The organism is Pseudomonas agronomica, from assembly GCF_025917275.1.
Lineage (GTDB): Bacteria > Pseudomonadota > Gammaproteobacteria > Pseudomonadales > Pseudomonadaceae > Aquipseudomonas > Aquipseudomonas agronomica.
Genome location: NZ_JAOSHO010000018.1, coordinates 1 through 15,476 on the forward strand (window position 1 = coordinate 1; position 15,476 = coordinate 15,476).

Annotated in this window: 13 protein-coding genes; all 13 read right to left on the bottom strand. The window is 57.1% G+C overall.

Going from position 1 to position 15,476, the window contains the following annotated elements; all coding sequences use genetic code 11:
- Positions 1-40 precede the first annotated feature (40 nt).
- The gene (locus tag OC610_RS03235; RefSeq protein WP_264426497.1) at positions 41-1,891 is read right to left on the bottom strand and encodes an acyltransferase family protein; all 1,851 of its coding nucleotides are present in this window, start codon (positions 1,889-1,891) and stop codon (positions 41-43) included.
- A gap of 112 nt (positions 1,892-2,003) precedes the next feature.
- Complete coding sequence (wbpB, locus tag OC610_RS03240; RefSeq protein ID WP_264426483.1) at positions 2,004-2,954, bottom strand: UDP-N-acetyl-2-amino-2-deoxy-D-glucuronate oxidase; 951 nt, start codon at positions 2,952-2,954, stop codon at positions 2,004-2,006.
- A gap of 17 nt (positions 2,955-2,971) precedes the next feature.
- Positions 2,972-4,285, bottom strand: coding sequence for a UDP-N-acetyl-D-glucosamine 6-dehydrogenase (gene wbpA, locus OC610_RS03245; RefSeq protein WP_264426484.1), 1,314 nt, complete (start codon positions 4,283-4,285; stop codon positions 2,972-2,974).
- A 644-nt stretch (positions 4,286-4,929) separates the two neighbouring features.
- Positions 4,930-5,985, bottom strand: coding sequence for an LPS O-antigen chain length determinant protein WzzB (locus OC610_RS03250; RefSeq protein ID WP_264426485.1), 1,056 nt, complete (start codon positions 5,983-5,985; stop codon positions 4,930-4,932).
- A gap of 193 nt (positions 5,986-6,178) precedes the next feature.
- Positions 6,179-6,403, bottom strand: a complete 225-nt coding sequence (locus OC610_RS03255) for a lipopolysaccharide assembly protein LapA domain-containing protein (protein ID WP_030141010.1) — start codon at positions 6,401-6,403, stop codon at positions 6,179-6,181.
- Positions 6,404-6,430: 27 nt separating this feature from the next.
- Positions 6,431-6,727 carry an integration host factor subunit beta gene (gene ihfB / locus OC610_RS03260; RefSeq protein WP_030141011.1) on the bottom strand — a complete coding sequence of 99 codons (297 nt, stop codon included), beginning with the start codon at positions 6,725-6,727 and terminating at the stop codon, positions 6,431-6,433.
- 144 nt (positions 6,728-6,871) lie between these two features.
- Positions 6,872-7,150 carry a hypothetical protein gene (locus OC610_RS03265; protein WP_264426486.1) on the bottom strand — a complete coding sequence of 93 codons (279 nt, stop codon included), beginning with the start codon at positions 7,148-7,150 and terminating at the stop codon, positions 6,872-6,874.
- A gap of 201 nt (positions 7,151-7,351) precedes the next feature.
- On the bottom strand, positions 7,352-9,043 hold the full coding sequence (gene rpsA / locus OC610_RS03270; RefSeq protein WP_030141013.1) for a 30S ribosomal protein S1: 1,692 nt from the start codon (positions 9,041-9,043) through the stop codon (positions 7,352-7,354).
- Between the two features lie 120 nt (positions 9,044-9,163).
- Entirely contained in the window at positions 9,164-9,853 is a 690-nt protein-coding gene (cmk, locus tag OC610_RS03275) for a (d)CMP kinase (protein ID WP_030141014.1), read from the bottom strand.
- Positions 9,850-12,057, bottom strand: a complete 2,208-nt coding sequence (locus OC610_RS03280) for a bifunctional prephenate dehydrogenase/3-phosphoshikimate 1-carboxyvinyltransferase (protein WP_264426498.1) — start codon at positions 12,055-12,057, stop codon at positions 9,850-9,852. Before OC610_RS03280 ends, cmk begins: the two co-directional genes overlap by 4 nt.
- A gap of 28 nt (positions 12,058-12,085) precedes the next feature.
- Complete coding sequence (gene hisC, locus OC610_RS03285; protein ID WP_264426488.1) at positions 12,086-13,198, bottom strand: histidinol-phosphate transaminase; 1,113 nt, start codon at positions 13,196-13,198, stop codon at positions 12,086-12,088.
- A 13-nt stretch (positions 13,199-13,211) separates the two neighbouring features.
- Positions 13,212-14,306: a prephenate dehydratase gene (gene pheA / locus OC610_RS03290; RefSeq protein ID WP_003199233.1), complete on the bottom strand. Its 1,095-nt coding sequence runs from the start codon at positions 14,304-14,306 to the stop codon at positions 13,212-13,214.
- Complete coding sequence (gene serC, locus OC610_RS03295) at positions 14,306-15,391, bottom strand: 3-phosphoserine/phosphohydroxythreonine transaminase (RefSeq protein WP_249873841.1); 1,086 nt, start codon at positions 15,389-15,391, stop codon at positions 14,306-14,308. The genes pheA and serC overlap by 1 nt, the downstream gene beginning before the upstream one ends.
- Positions 15,392-15,476 lie beyond the last annotated feature (85 nt).

Sequence of the window (15,476 nt, forward strand, 5' to 3'; positions counted from 1 at the left end):
GCGCCCTCATCGACGATCGCGCTTGGATGCTGATAGTAGTTCATGGCTTCAGGCTCACATTGGGCTGAGGTTGATCGAGAGCACGTTGCAGTTGCTCGGCAGCATAGTGCCCATAACGACTTGCACCCACTTCGTTGAGGTGGTGGCTGTCACGGTAGATGAGCAAGCCTTGCTGATAAGGCGCAGCGGCAAAGAAGCTGCTATTGGAAAAGTCCAGGAAACGCACGCCGGGCGTGCGGTCGACAATGGCCTGAACTTGTTGGTTGGCAGTCTGCCACTCGTGATTGAACCTCAATGGTGCCGGCAGGCCAATCTCGGTAAAGCGCCTTACCCGCTGTACGTCTGTTTCAAACATAGGTATCTGAGCAAGAACCACGACATGTTTATGGGCTCCTGCGGTATCGACGAGAAATTCAGCGAACGCCTTGGCAAATGCTTGGCTCTGCATCTGGTACTGCCACATCCCTGCGATGATCACCCTCTCCACCTTCGGCAACTCACCTGCCACGGCCTCGATCTGCGCGCGGCAAGGTTTTTGCGCCCAGGCTGGCAGGCGTTCAAAGTCGAAGCCAGGGATAGGCACGCAACTGCTGGCAGTGAGCACACGGTAAGCGACGCCCTGCTCTTCGCCCACCTGGTCGAAGAAGTAGTTCAGTTGAGCAGCATGGCTATCACCAATTACCAGGACGGAGACTTCGGCATCCGCCTTGCCTCGCTTGCACGCGCCCACTTGCGTGCCATGGCAGATAAGCTCTGGAGCAGCATAACGGGTGAGCTCCACAGGCAAAGGAGCGACCAGCGAGGCGTTGATACGTTGCCCCCCCCATGCCACCAGCACGACCACAGTCCCTGCTACAACCCACTTGGGTACTTGGCGCATCATGCCGGAAGCGTTTCTGGCGGGTGTTTCGACCAAGCGATAGGAGAGCCATCCCAGCAGAACAGAACTGGCCACGAAAATTGGCAACCATGCGGCCGTCAGCTCGTACTGCCCCGTGTAATAGCGAATGAATGCCAGCACCGGCCAGTGCCAAAGGTACAGCGAATAGGAAATGCCGCCGATCCAGACCATTGGCCGAGTGGCAAGCAACGCGCTGACCGGACCACGCCGGGCGGCGATGAGCAGCCCTGCCGCGACACAAGGCAGGATGGACCAGAAGCCTGGGAAGTGTTGCTTATCGATAGCCAGCACCGCCCAAGCCAGCAGGATTGCGCCCAGGCCACCGAACACGCTTGCAAGTAACATGGGTAGTTCGCGCTGGCGCATTAGCAAGGCAACGATGGCACCGACCATGAACTCGGGGACCCGTGCCGACAGGGCAAAGTACATCCTATCTTGCGATTCACCCAGTCCGCGGTAGCCGCTCCAGGCAAACAGACTGGCGGCTAGCAAGGCAAACGCCGTGAGACGCCATTGCTTTGGCAAGAAAATGACCAGCACTGGAAAGAACAGATAGAACTGCATCTCAATGGCCAAGGACCAGGTATGCAAAAGCGGCAACTCATCGGCCCGCGGCGCGAAATAACTGCCGAAGCCAGAGAAGTACTGGTTGCTGGTAAACAGCGCCGACGACTTCAGGCTGTCGAGGAAAAATGCAAAGTCATCAGGCACAAACATAAACGCGGACAGCGCGCACACCACTACCAGCATGACGAAATACGCCGGCAGAATGCGCTTGACGCGGCTAGCATAGAATGAGACGAGATCGACCTTGTCACTTCGCTCGGTCAACAGTGCCGTTATAATGAAGCCAGAGATGACAAAAAAGATGTCGACGCCAACATATCCGGCTTTCAGCCAGCCATTATTGGCGTGATAAAGCATGACCGCCAGCACGGCGATTGCACGCAAGCCCTGAATATCGAAACGAATATTGCGCGCGTGGCGCATCGCACCCGCTTCTTTTGGCTTGTTGAAATTATTGTTCGACACGCTGGCTCGCGATCCTGCTTGGGGAAATTTGAGAACGGATGGCGCAAAGCCACCCGTATTGTCTCGCCTATCAGCGAGAAAGGGCTTGGACGAACGGATGCGCTTCGTTGTCCGCTGCCACGACAATGGCCGCACTGCGAATGGTATTGACCGTCTCCACGCAATGGCGAGCATCCTCGATGCCATAACCACGACCAGCCAGGATTTCCTCGTAACTGGTTGTGTGCAGATCAGTGAAGCCTTCGGAGAACTCCATTTCTTCACCGTTAACGGTAATCGAACGGTAAGTCGGCTTCTTGCCCTTCACCGATTCCGGCAGGTCGTTGGCGTCGACCGACAGGAACCAGCGTACGCGTGCTTTCTCGTACTCCAGGTACCCGGCCGCCTTGTGTTCGGAAGTGAAGTGCACAACGTTTCGCTGCAGCTTGCCAAAGATGAAATGCAGCATGTCGTAGAAGTGCACGCCAATGTTTGTGGCTACGCCGAATGACTTGCGTGGGTTACCTTTCCAGCTTTGCAGGTACCACTTGCCGCGAGAAGTGATGTAGGTCAGGTCGACTTCGTACTTATGCGGGTTGTTCTCGCGAGCAACCTTGTCCTTCAAGGCAATGATTGCCTGGTGATGGCGCAGCTGCAGGATGTTGAACAGCCGCTTGCCGGTCTCTTGCTCGATCAGGGCCAACTGGTCCAACTGCTGCGGGGTCGGCACCAGCGGTTTCTCGCAGATCACGTCACAACCCAGGCGTAGGCCGGCGGTAATTTGCGGGTGGTGCAGGTAGTTGGGCGAGCAGATCGACACGTAATCCAAGGCGGTCGCTGGGTCGCGTTTGAGGCTGTAGGCGTGGTCAAAGAAGAATTCGAACTCGGTAAAGAATTCGCTTTGCGGGGAAATGCTATCGATGATGCCTACCGAATCATTGATATCATAAGCGGACACTAATGTATTGCCGGTATCCTTAATGGCACGCATGTGGCGAGGGGCGATATAACCGGCAGCACCAATTAAAGCAAAACGTTTCATCCAGAACGCTCCTGTCATCAAGCCTTGATAATATTCGATTGAGGGGCACGGTATTTACCGCGACTATCGATGATTAGCTGTGCATGCCGACTGATAAGTTCATAATCGAATTTATCGTGATCTGTGGCCAGGATGACGGCATCATAAGCTTCCAAGATATCAGCAGTCAGAGGCTCACTGGACAAATTAAAGTGATGCTCACGCATTTTTGGGAACTTCAAAACGTGCGGATCGGAATAACCTACGACACCACCTTTTGCCTCGACCAGCTCCATGATTTCCACCGAAGGAGACTCTCGCATGTCATCTACGTTCTTCTTGTAGGCGATACCAAGCACCAGAACCCTGCTACCTTTTAGAGCCTTACCACGGTCATTCAGGCCGTCCATCAACTTGCTCAGAACGTACTCTGGCATCGCTTGGTTGACTTCCCCCGATAGTTCAATGAATCGCGTATGCAGTCCATATTCTCGCGCTTTCCAAGTGAGGTAAAACGGGTCGATTGGTATGCAATGACCACCTAGACCGGGACCTGGATAATAAGCTGTGAAGCCGAAGGGCTTTGTTGCGGCAGCGTCAACCACCTCAAAAATATCGATACCCATGCGGTCTGCGACCACTTTCATTTCGTTTACCAAGCCAATATTTACCGCACGGTGGATATTCTCAAGCAACTTGGTCATTTCTGCAGCTTTGGTAGAGCTAACCTGCACGACTTGGTCAATGGCGTGCTCATAAAGGGCGACACCTACCTCAAGACAAGCTGGGGTATGCCCACCAATTACTTTTGGGATAGTGCGAGTTTCGAAGTTTGGATTTCCTGGATCTTCACGCTCAGGAGAGTAAACAAGAAAAATATTATCACCAACAACTAAACCTTTCTCTTCCACACGTGGCAACAACTCCTCTTCTGTCGTACCTGGATAAGTAGTACTTTCAAGAGAAACTATCTGCCCCACCCGCAAGTATGGTTTTATTGCGTCAGTTGTATTTATCACGAAGCTCATGTCGGGCTCGCGATATTTGTTTAGCGGTGTCGGCACGCAGAGGATCAGTGCATCGCATTCCGATACGCGCGTAAAATCAGTTGTCGCTTCAAACCCATTACGCCGAGCCGACTCCACCTTTTCTCCAGGTATATGCTCTATATAGCTCTTCCCCGAATTTAGCAGCTCAACTTTGGAACTGTCGATATCAAGTCCAAGCACCTTGAACCCGATTGCATTGTAGCGCAGCATCAGGGGCAGGCCGACGTAGCCAAGACCGACTATACCGATGACGGCCTCTTTTGATTTGAATTTGGCGACGCTCGCCTGCTTTATGCTCGACATCCAACTCTCCCTTTCAACTTTTTAATTCACTAATCTACTTAGATTCACAAGTCAGCCCCAAACAGGCCTAACCTCATTCCACCCTGACGCGAGAAACCATCGGACGCTTCTTTCAGTCTTCTTTTGCCAAAGCCAAAGCCCCTGAGCCAGGCTCGACGCTCCAAAGCCTACCGCCAGTCCAACAACCAATTCACTGCCTGGGACGCTCAGTAACTGCCAAATGAGAGGCCATCGAGGCGGCTTTGCGAGCAGCGAATACGCTTGTCACAAAAGGGTATTATGCCCGTTATGGGCGTGAATGGCTTTCATGAATTGCAGCCGGCTGAATCCAACCAGGTCTCGCGGGATCTTGCTTCTTTAGCTGCGCTTTTTTGCCGACATCATTACGACATCATTTCAGCGACCGCTGCCTTCGTGGCGCCCATCAACCAGCTCCTTGGTCGTTCCTAGCCCCCTTACTCATCTCAGCAGAATAGTGCCCAACCACCACCCACGACCGCATCAGCCTCCCTTGGGACAAAAATGGGTAGGCGTATCAACGAAAAACCCGTCTTCACAAGAATGTTTCTTATAAAGACGGGCTTCTAAAATAACTCATAGGCGGACACCAGATCGCTGTAAAGCATCTTGAAACCGGCGAAACCCTAGTTTGAGGGCCGCCGCTCTCTACTTCGCACAAGACTGTAATGGGTCAACGCTACGAAACTACCAATCAACCCACCGACAATAATACCAACCAATAAGATCATTGCCTTCCTTGGTTTGATAGGGCTCTCTGGAACCTCAACACTACCATCCTGCCGATAAACCGAAATTAGCTCAGGATCGATATTTAACTTACGATAAAAGTTATATCGCATTTGCAAGGTCCGCAAATCAGATATAAACGCATCATCCGAAGCCCTGGACTCCAACGTTTGAATTTCAGCCGCCAACGCCTTACTACCACGCTGGTAATCCATTTTATTACCCGTATCAACGGTAATATCCACAGCAGCAGACGAATTAATAGTCGGCGTAGTCAGGCCAATCGCTTGAGCAATCTTCAGCGCTTCGCGTAACTGCTGAATCCGATCCTCACGCACCCGCTGCGCAGTCTCCCGCAAGCTGGTAATCCGCTGCTCAAGATTCCGCGCCCTCACCGAAGCTTCAGTCGTCACGTTCTTGATCAACTCCGCCTCCGCAGCCTCGCTGGCGCGCGCCACATAGGCCTTGGCCCATTCAGTCGCCTTCACCGGATCGCCGTTTTGAACGGTCACCGAGAAACGATCCGGCGTGTCCTTGCCCGGCCCCTTTACCACCAGCTCGCGCGCGAACCGATCATACAGGCGATCGAGAGCGCCCTTTCGCTGCGATTCATCCAGCGAAGGAAGATAAACCTGATTGAAAAAGTTCTGACGAAGAGACTCACCTTGCAAGTTACGAGCAAACACATCGTAAACATGCTTGATGGAATAAGTGTCGAGCTCGGTACTTTTCCCACGCCCATAGTTCAACTCAGCGATCCCATTCTGAGTCGGCGGCATGATAAAAAGCTTTGCTTCATAGACAGGTTTGCTGAGAAACGCGTAAGCAGCGGCGCCAGCAGTGACCAAAAGAGTAATGGCCAGGATCAGCCATTTTTGAGCCCAGAGCCCACGTGCAAGGGCGATCAGGTCAATTTCATCTTCGTCGCGCACTGCAATACGATTATCTTGCATGGATAGCCTCGCTTCCTTTTTTTAGCTTTGCGCTTGCAGACACACTGGACGCATTAAAAGGTAAGACGGGCAAGTCCCCGGCGGACACGGCGGTGTTTTTATTTAAATTAAACAAATGCAGCATACCCAAAGTCAGAAAATTGCGGCAGTGATCCTTACTCCGTCTTCCGAGACTACAGGGTTCACATATCCATTATTTCAGCCGCCGACCTCTCCCGGCGATCCACGCCAAAAGGGGGCCAATCATCATTCCACAGAGAAGCGCTAGCAAGACAAAAACCGAAACAGGAAGTTGCGGTGCCGACCATCCCAAGAACAACAATGCGACAGGCTGATTGTTTTCAAGCACGAACAGTACGATAGCCGAAGCCACGAGCACCGCAAGTACGACAAGCGCCAGGCGCCTAAAGTTCCGCATGGGGACCTCTTTTTTTTTGGGGCTGTTTCAGACGTCGTCATCCTCATCCTCATTCACCCGGTCTCGCAGCTCCTTGCCCGGCTTGAAGTGAGGTACAAATTTTCCATCAAGGCTGACCGATTGGCCGGTTTTCGGGTTGCGACCCACTCGCGGGGCGCGGTAATGCAGGGAAAAGCTGCCGAACCCACGGATTTCGATACGATCTCCAGTGGCCAGGCATTGGGACATTTGTTCGAGCATGGTCTTGATGGCCAGCTCCACATCCTTGGACGAGAGCAGCCCTTGATGGGTGACAATCCGTTCGATCAACTCCGACTTCGTCATGTTTTTCCCTTCTTTTTCAAGCAGCTAGGAAAATCGCTTCAAAGGTTTTAGCATGCCCGAAGGAATTTGAACAGCCCAACTATTGACATATCTGCCACGCATGCGGGTCGCCCCTTTTCGGTGCGAGCGGACAGAATCCTTCAACTAGCGACACATGACCAGCATCGTTCTTGTCACGCAACCTGCCGGATTGAAGCCGAAAGGATATTGATCCTGGTCCTTGGCGTCATCCGATCGGGTTATTACCTTGTAGCCTTGATCCTTGCACTCCCTGGCGGCGCGCTTGTAGCACTTCTCCCAGCCGGAGCCCAATCCTGAGCAATCAATCTCGATGCCGCTTACACCACGTACCGCGTGGGTCTTGGCGCCCGTCACGCACCCCGCCAACGTAAGCATAATGGCTACCAAAAAGAGCTTGTTCATTCAGATCCTTTCAATAAGAGACAGGCCCTGCCTCGGATGTTTTTGATTATGTTTCATAACAGAGACAGCCTGATGAAGCGGTTGGTTTCGCCGCGCCCCGAATGATCATGACCACTCCTTGTTCGATCGAGATAAGCCCGGGAAATCGCAGACACAAAAAAGGGCGACCGAAGTCGCCCTTTTTCTATGGTCTGACAGAACTCAGTTCTGCTTTTCCATCTGTGCACGCAGCAGGTCGCCCAGAGTGGTAGGACCAGCAGCAATGTCAGTAGCTGGCTTGTCGCGCAGGCTCTGGATTGCTTCTTTCTCTTCAGCATCGTCTTTCGACTTGATGGAGAGCTGGATTACGCGGCTCTTGCGGTCAACGCTGATGATCTTGGCTTCTACTTCTTCGCCTTCTTTCAGGACGTTGCGCGCGTCTTCAACGCGGTCACGGCTGATTTCGGAGGCTTTCAGAGTCGCTTCGATATCGTCGGCCAGGGTGATGATGGCGCCTTTGGCGTCAACTTCTTTCACGATGCCCTTAACGATTGCGCCTTTGTCGTTCTCTTGAACGTACTCGGAGAACGGATCGCTTTCCAGTTGCTTGATACCCAGGGAGATGCGCTCGCGCTCTGGGTCAACCGACAGGATAACGGTGTCCAGCTCGTCGCCCTTCTTGAAGCGGCGTACGGCTTCTTCGCCCACTTCGTTCCAAGAGATGTCGGACAGGTGAACCAGGCCGTCGATGCCGCCGTCCAGACCAATGAAGATACCGAAATCGGTGATCGACTTGATGGTGCCGGAGATTTTATCGCCCTTGTTGAACTGGCCAGAGAAGTCTTCCCATGGGTTGGACTTGCACTGCTTGATGCCGAGGGAGATACGACGACGCTCTTCGTCGATGTCCAGGACCATGACTTCCACTTCGTCGCCGACTTGTACGACTTTCGAAGGGTGGATGTTCTTGTTGGTCCAGTCCATTTCAGAAACGTGTACCAGGCCTTCAACGCCTTCTTCCAGCTCAGCGAAGCAGCCGTAGTCGGTGAGGTTGGTAACACGAGCGGTGACGCGAGTGCCTTCTGGGTAACGGGCTTTGATAGCGACCCATGGATCTTCACCCAGTTGCTTGAGGCCCAGGGAAACACGATTGCGCTCGCGATCGTACTTCAGAACCTTGACATCGATCTCGTCGCCAACGTTGACGATTTCCGAAGGATGCTTGATACGCTTCCAGGCCATGTCGGTGATGTGCAGCAGGCCATCGACGCCACCCAGATCGACGAATGCGCCGTAATCGGTGAGGTTCTTGACGATACCCTTGACCTGCTGGCCTTCCTGCAGCGATTCCAGCAGAGCTTCACGCTCGGCGGAGTTCTCGGCTTCCAGGACACTGCGACGGGAAACGACAACGTTGTTGCGCTTCTGGTCCAGCTTGATGACCTTGAATTCCAGCTCTTTGCCTTCCAGGTGCGTGGTGTCGCGCACTGGACGGACGTCAACCAGGGAACCTGGCAGGAACGCACGGATGCCGTTAACGTCGACAGTGAAGCCGCCTTTAACCTTACCGTTGATAACGCCCTTGACCACTTCCTCAGCTGCGAAGGCCGCTTCCAGAACGATCCAGCATTCAGCGCGCTTGGCTTTTTCACGGGACAGCTTGGTTTCACCGAAGCCATCTTCAACCGAATCCAACGCTACGTGAACTTCGTCACCAACGTTGATGTTCAGTTCGCCAGCGTCGTTGTAGAACTGCTCAAGCGGGATCAGCGCTTCAGACTTCAGACCAGCGTGAACGGTTACCCAGCGAGCCTGGTAATCGATATCAACGATAACACCGGTGATGATGGAGCCTGCCTGAAGGTTCAGGGTTTTCAAGCTTTCTTCAAAGAGTTCCGCAAAGCTTTCGCTCATTTTAATTCCTGTTGATTAGGGCGAAGTAAACGCCCATCTCCACACCCCAGACGATGTGGGTTAGTTTCATATATAAGAAGCACCGCAGGACTATGACTGGTCCCCTGCGGAGCTTCCTGGTCACCCGGCGATATCGCGAAGCGCGATCTCGCTCATGATGCGTTGCAACACCTGGTCGATGGACAACTCCGTGGAATCCAGCTGTATCGCATCGGCCGCCGGCTTTAGCGGGGCCACTGCGCGCTGGGTATCACGCTCGTCGCGTGCACGGATCTCATCTAGCAGACTCGACAGACTAACATCCTCGCCTTTGCCCTTCAACTGCAAATATCGGCGACGAGCCCGCTCCTCCGCGCTGGCGGTGAGGAAAATCTTCAATGGCGCATCGGTGAACACCACCGTGCCCATGTCCCGGCCATCCGCCACCAGCCCCGGCGGTTCCTGGAATGCCCGTTGGCGCTGGAGCAATGCCTCGCGCACCGCCGGCAACGCGGCGACCTGGGAAGCCCCGGCGCCGACGCTTTCGGTGCGAATGACATCACTGACTTCGTCACCTTCCAGGATGATCCGCTGCAGTTGGCCATCGGTGGCGGCGATGAACTGCACGTCCAGATGCGCGGCTAGTGCCTTGAGCAGTTCTTCGTTGGTCAGGTCGACGCCATGGTTGGCCGCGGCGAAAGCCAGCAAGCGATACAGGGCACCGGAATCGAGCAGATTCCAGCCCAGTTGCTTGGCGAGCATGCCGGCGATGGTGCCCTTGCCCGATCCGCTTGGGCCATCGATGGTGATGACCGGTGCCTTGATGTTCACGACTGTGCCTCTTGTGCGACTCGAATACCGACCTGCGCGCACAGCGCCAGGAAGTTCGGGAACGACGTGGCGACGTTGGCGCAGTCATGGATGCGGATCGGCGCGCTGGCGCGCAGGGACGCAACGCTGAACGCCATGGCGATACGGTGATCGCCGTGCCCATGGACTTCGCCGCCGCCGATCTGGCCGCCGTCGATGATGATGCCGTCCGGCGTCGGTTCACATTTGACGCCGAGCGCCAGCAGGCCGTCCGCCATCACCTGGATGCGATCCGATTCCTTGACCCGCAGTTCTTCAGCGCCGGTCAGCACGGTGCGGCCTTCTGCGCAGGCAGCCGCGACGAACAGCACCGGGAATTCGTCGATCGCCAGGGGAACCAGCGCTTCCGGAATCTCGATACCCTTGAGTTTAGCCGCTCGTACGCGCAAGTCTGCCACCGGCTCGCCGCCCACTTCACGCTGATTTTCCAGGGTGATGTCGGCGCCCATCAGGCGCAGGATGTCGATGACGCCGGTACGGGTCGGGTTGATGCCGACGTGCTCGAGCACCAGGTCAGAACCCTCGGCGATCGACGCAGCCACCAGGAAGAACGCCGACGAGGAGATATCGCCCGGCACTTCGATGTGGGTCGCCGCGAGCTTGTTGCCGGATTCAACGGACGCCGTGGCGCCGTCGACCGTGACCGGGTAGCCAAAGCCACGCAACATGCGTTCGGTGTGATCGCGGGTCGGGGCCGGCTCGGTGACGGTGGTCTTGCCTTCGGCGTAGAGACCCGCCAGCAGCAGGCAGGATTTCACCTGGGCGCTGGCCATCGGCATGGTGTAGGTCAGACCCTTGAGCTTGTTGCCACCACGAATGGTCATCGGTGGACGACCCTCGGCTGCGGTCTCGATCACCGCGCCCATTTCCCGCAACGGGTTGGCGACACGGTTCATCGGACGCTTGGACAGCGAGGCATCACCGGTCAGGGTGCTGTCGAAGTCCTGTGCGGCCAACAGGCCGGACAGCAGGCGCATCGACGTGCCAGAGTTGCCCAGGTAGATCGGGCCCGGCGCAGGCTTGAGGCCGTGCAGACCGACACCATGAATCGTCACGCGGCCGTGGTGCGGGCCTTCGATGACCACGCCCATGTCGCGGAACGCTTGCAGCGTCGCCAGGGCGTCTTCGCCCTCGAGGAAACCTTCCACCTCGGTCACGCCTTCGGCCAGGGAGCCGAGCATGATCGAGCGGTGGGAAATCGATTTATCGCCCGGTACACGAATCCGCCCACTGAGGGAGCCACCAGGTTGTGCCAGGAAAATCAGATCGTTGGAGTTCATAGCGTCCACATAGGCCCGACGGGCCAGGATTTTACTGAAATGCTCGCGGGCCACCCTGGCGCGCGTGAAAACGCCCAGCAATTGGTGCCCGTCCCCTGCATCGACCGCGTCGCGCAAGGCGTCGAGATCGCTGCGAAATGTATCGAGTGTGCGCAGGACAGCTTCGCGGTTGGCGAGGAAGATGTCGTGCCACATGACCGGGTCGCTACCCGCGATTCTCGTGAAATCGCGGAAACCGCCGGCAGCGTAACGGAAGATCTCAAGATTTTCATTGCGTTTGGCCAATGAATCCACCAGACCGAACGCCAGCAGGTGCGGCAAATGGCTGGTGGCGGCCAATACTTCGTCGTGTCGCTCGACTTGCATGTGCTCGACATCGGCACCCAGCTCGCGCCACAGGCGGTCCACCACCGCCAGCGCCGCCGGATCCGTCTGGTCCAACGGCGTCAGAATGACTTTATGGCGACGGAACAGCTCGGCGTTGGATGCCTCTACCCCACTCTGCTCGGAGCCGGCGATCGGATGCCCGGGCACGAAACGCGCCGGCATGCCGCCAAACGCCTCGGTCGCCGCCCGCACCACGTTGCCCTTGGCGCTGCCGACATCAGTGAGAATCGCTTGCCCGAGGTCCATGCCAGCCAATCGGGCCAGCAGTTTCTCCATGGCCAGGATCGGCACCGCCAACTGGATAACGTCCGCCCCCTGGCAAGCGAGCAGCAAGTCGTCTTCACAGCGATCGACCACGCCCAGCTCCACAGCAAGCTTGCGCGATTGCGGGTCGAGATCAACACCGACGACTTCACGGCACAACCCGCTTTCACGCAGGCCCTTGGCGAACGAGCCGCCAATCAACCCCAGGCCGACCACCACCAGGCGACCGATCATAGGTGCCGCAGGTTGCAGCGAGGTGACATCAACCACGAGCCAGGACCTTGCTCAACGCATCAAGGAAACGGCTGTTTTCCGCCGGCAGGCCGACGGTGACGCGCAGGTGATTGGGCATGCCGTAATTCGCTACCGGACGGACGATCACGCCTTCGCGCAACAGCCCTTGATAGACCGGCGCCGCGACGCGACCTACGTCGACACAAATGAAATTGCCCTTGGAAGGAATCCAACCCAGGCCCAACTCACGCAAGCCGGCTTCCAACTGCTGCATGCCGGCTTCGTTCAAGCGACGGCTTTCAGCGAGGTAGGCTTCATCCTGCAACGCGGCGCAAGCGGCAGCCAGGGCGAAGCTGTTGACGTTGAACGGTTGGCGCACACGGTTCAGCACATCGGCCACCACGGCGGTGGACAAGCCGTAGCCGACCCGCAGCGACGCCAGGCCATACGCCTTGGAGAAGGTGCGCGACACCAGCAGGTTCGGGTAGGCGGCGAGGAAATCCAGGCCGTCAGGCATATCGCTGCCCTCGGCGTATTCGATGTAGGCCTCGTCCAGCACCACCAGCACGTGCTCGGGCACGTCCTGCAGGAAGTCGTCCAGGGCCTGGGCGTCGAACCAGGTGCCGGTCGGGTTGTTCGGATTAGCGATGAAGACCACGCGCGTGTTGGCGTCGATGGCGGCCAACATGGCCGGCAGGTCATGCCCCCAATCCTTGGCCGGAACCACATGAGCATCGGCGCCGACGGCCTGGGTGGCAATCGGGTAGACCGCGAACGCGTGCTCGCTGAACACTGCGTTGAGGCCTGGCGCCAAATACGCACGGGCAACCAGCTCGAGAATGTCGTTGGAACCGTTACCCAGCGTGACCTGGCTCAGCTCGACGCCGCAACGTTCGGCCAGCAGGCTTTTCAGCGCAAAGCCGTTGCCATCGGGATAACGGGTCAGTTCAGCCAGCTCGTCGCGGATTGCCGCGAGCGCCTTGGGGCTCGCGCCCAGCGGGTTCTCGTTGCTCGCCAATTTGACGATGCTGGCCGGATCAAGGTCCAGCTCACGAGCCAATTCGTCCACAGGCTTGCCCGGAACGTAAGGCGAGAGTTGTTGCACGCCTGGCTGAGCCAGTGCGAGGAAGTTGCCACTCATTAGCTATCCGCCCTTAAAGAACTGCCTTGGGGTAGGAACCCAGCACCTTGAGTGCCACTGCTTCCTGACTGATTTTCTCCAGCACACCTTTTACCAGCGGATCGCGGTGGTGGCCGACGAAATCGATAAAGAACACGTAGGTCCATTTACCGCTGCGCGACGGACGGGTCTCGATGCGTGTCAGATCGATACCGTTGTCGTGGAACGGCACCAACAGTTCATGAAGCGCGCCGGGCTTGTTGCTCATGGAGACAATGATCGAGGTCTTGTCGTCGCCGGTCGGCGGTACTTCCTGGCTGCCGATCATCAGGAACCGCGTGGAGTTGTCCGGACGGTCCTCGATTTTCTCGGCCAGGCGCGTCAAACCGTAGAGGCCTGCCGCCATGTCACCGGCGATGGCCGCCGAGTTCCACTCACCCTTGACCCGCTTGGCCGCCTCGGCGTTGCTCGAGACCGCGACGCGCTCGACGTTCGGGTAATGGGCGTCCAGCCACTTGCGGCACTGGGCCAGGGACTGGGCGTGGGAGTAGATCCGGCTGATGCTGTCGGTCTTGGTGTTCTCGCCCACCAGCAGGTGGTGGTGGATGCGCAGCTCGACTTCGCCGCAGATCACCATGTCGTGCTCGAGGAAGCTGTCCAGCGTGTGGTTGACCGCGCCTTCGGTGGAGTTTTCCACCGGCACCACGCCGAAATTCACCGCGCCGGCGGCTACTTCACGGAACACTTCGTCGATGGCCGCCATCGGTTTGCTGATCACGGCGTGACCGAAGTGCTTCATGGCCGCAGCCTGGGTGAAGGTGCCTTCCGGCCCCAGGTAGGCGACTTTCAGCGGCTGCTCGAGGGCCAGGCAAGAAGACATGATTTCGCGGAACAAGCGCGCCATCTCTTCGTTGCCCAGCGGTCCCTTGTTGCGTTCCATGACACGCTTGAGCACCTGGGCTTCACGCTCGGGGCGATAGAACACCGGGACTTCGCCTTCGGCCAGGGAGGCCATTTTCACCCGGGCGACTTCCTGGGCGCAGCGCGCGCGCTCGCTGATCAGCTCCAGGACTTTTTCGTCCAGGGCATCGATGCGCAGGCGCAGCGCCTTGAGTTCTTGCTCAGACATCAGCCGTGTTCCTTCTCGAACTCTGCCATGTAGGCGACCAGCGCATTGACGGCGTTGATGTCCACGGCGTTGTAGATGGAGGCGCGCATGCCACCGACCGAACGGTGGCCCTTGAGGTTCAGCAGGCCGCGCTCGTCGGCGCCGGCCAGGAACGGCTTGTCGAGACGATCGTCGGCCAGACGGAAGGGGACGTTCATCCACGAGCGGTCGGACTTGTTGATCGGGTTGCTGTAGAGGCCGCTGGCGTCGATGAAGTCATACAGCGTGCGCTGCTTCACTTCGTTGAGCTTGCCGATGGCTTCGACACCGCCCTGCTCTTTCAGCCACTCGAACACCAGTCCCGACAGGTACCAGGCCAGGGTTGGCGGGGTGTTGTACATCGAGCCGTTATCGGCCGCGACCTTGTAGTTGAGCATGGTCGGGCACAGGGAACGGGCACGACCGAGCAGGTCTTCGCGAATGATCGCGACCAGGATCCCGCTCGGGCCAATGTTCTTCTGGGCGCCGGCGTAGATCATGCCGAAACGGGAAATGTCCACTGGGCGCGAAAGAATGTCCGAGGACATATCGGCCACCAGCGGCACGTCACCGGTTTCCGGGATCCAGTTGAATTCCAGGCCACCGATGGTTTCGTTCGGCGCGTAGTGAACGTAGGCAGCGTCCTTGGACAGGTTCCATTCGTTCTGGCCGGGAATGGCGAAATAGTCGTAGGGCTTGGCGGTGGCCGCCACGTTGACGTGACCGTAGCGCGACGCTTCTTCGATGGCTTTCTGCGACCAGATGCCGGTGTCGATGTAGTCGGCCTTGCCGTTTTCCGGCAGCAGGTTCAACGGGATCTGGGCGAACTGCTGGCTGGCGCCGCCCTGCAGGAACAGCACTTTATAGTTGGACGGGATGTTCAGCAGATCACGCAGGTCCTGCTCGGCCTTGGTGGCGATGGACACGAACTCATCGCTGCGATGGCTCATTTCCATGACGGACAGGCCCTTGCCATGCCAGTCGAGAAGTTCACCCTGGGCACGCTTCAGGACCGCTTCAGGAAGCGCCGCCGGGCCGGCACAGAAGTTATAGGCTCTCTTGCTCACATCCAATCTCGCTCTGATCTGGTGGTCACTAAATCTTTTGATCTACACACAACTCCACTGTGGGAGCGAGCTTGCTCGCGATGAC

Excerpts from the sequence above, each read along its gene's own strand:
- OC610_RS03280 (WP_264426498.1), bottom strand. The coding sequence starts at position 12,057 with ATGATCGGTCGCCTGGTGGTGGTCGGCCTGGGGTTGATTGGCGGCTCG.
- OC610_RS03250 (WP_264426485.1), bottom strand. The coding sequence starts at position 5,985 with ATGCAAGATAATCGTATTGCAGTGCGCGACGAAGATGAAATTGACCTG.
- hisC (WP_264426488.1), bottom strand. The coding sequence starts at position 13,198 with ATGAGTGGCAACTTCCTCGCACTGGCTCAGCCAGGCGTGCAACAACTC.
- rpsA (WP_030141013.1), bottom strand. The coding sequence starts at position 9,043 with ATGAGCGAAAGCTTTGCGGAACTCTTTGAAGAAAGCTTGAAAACCCTG.
- wbpB (WP_264426483.1), bottom strand. The coding sequence starts at position 2,954 with ATGAAACGTTTTGCTTTAATTGGTGCTGCCGGTTATATCGCCCCTCGC.
- OC610_RS03235 (WP_264426497.1), bottom strand. The coding sequence starts at position 1,891 with ATGCGCCACGCGCGCAATATTCGTTTCGATATTCAGGGCTTGCGTGCA.
- OC610_RS03255 (WP_030141010.1), bottom strand. The coding sequence starts at position 6,403 with ATGCGGAACTTTAGGCGCCTGGCGCTTGTCGTACTTGCGGTGCTCGTG.
- OC610_RS03265 (WP_264426486.1), bottom strand. The coding sequence starts at position 7,150 with ATGAACAAGCTCTTTTTGGTAGCCATTATGCTTACGTTGGCGGGGTGC.
- pheA (WP_003199233.1), bottom strand. The coding sequence starts at position 14,306 with ATGTCTGAGCAAGAACTCAAGGCGCTGCGCCTGCGCATCGATGCCCTG.
- wbpA (WP_264426484.1), bottom strand. The coding sequence starts at position 4,285 with ATGTCGAGCATAAAGCAGGCGAGCGTCGCCAAATTCAAATCAAAAGAG.
- ihfB (WP_030141011.1), bottom strand. The coding sequence starts at position 6,727 with ATGACGAAGTCGGAGTTGATCGAACGGATTGTCACCCATCAAGGGCTG.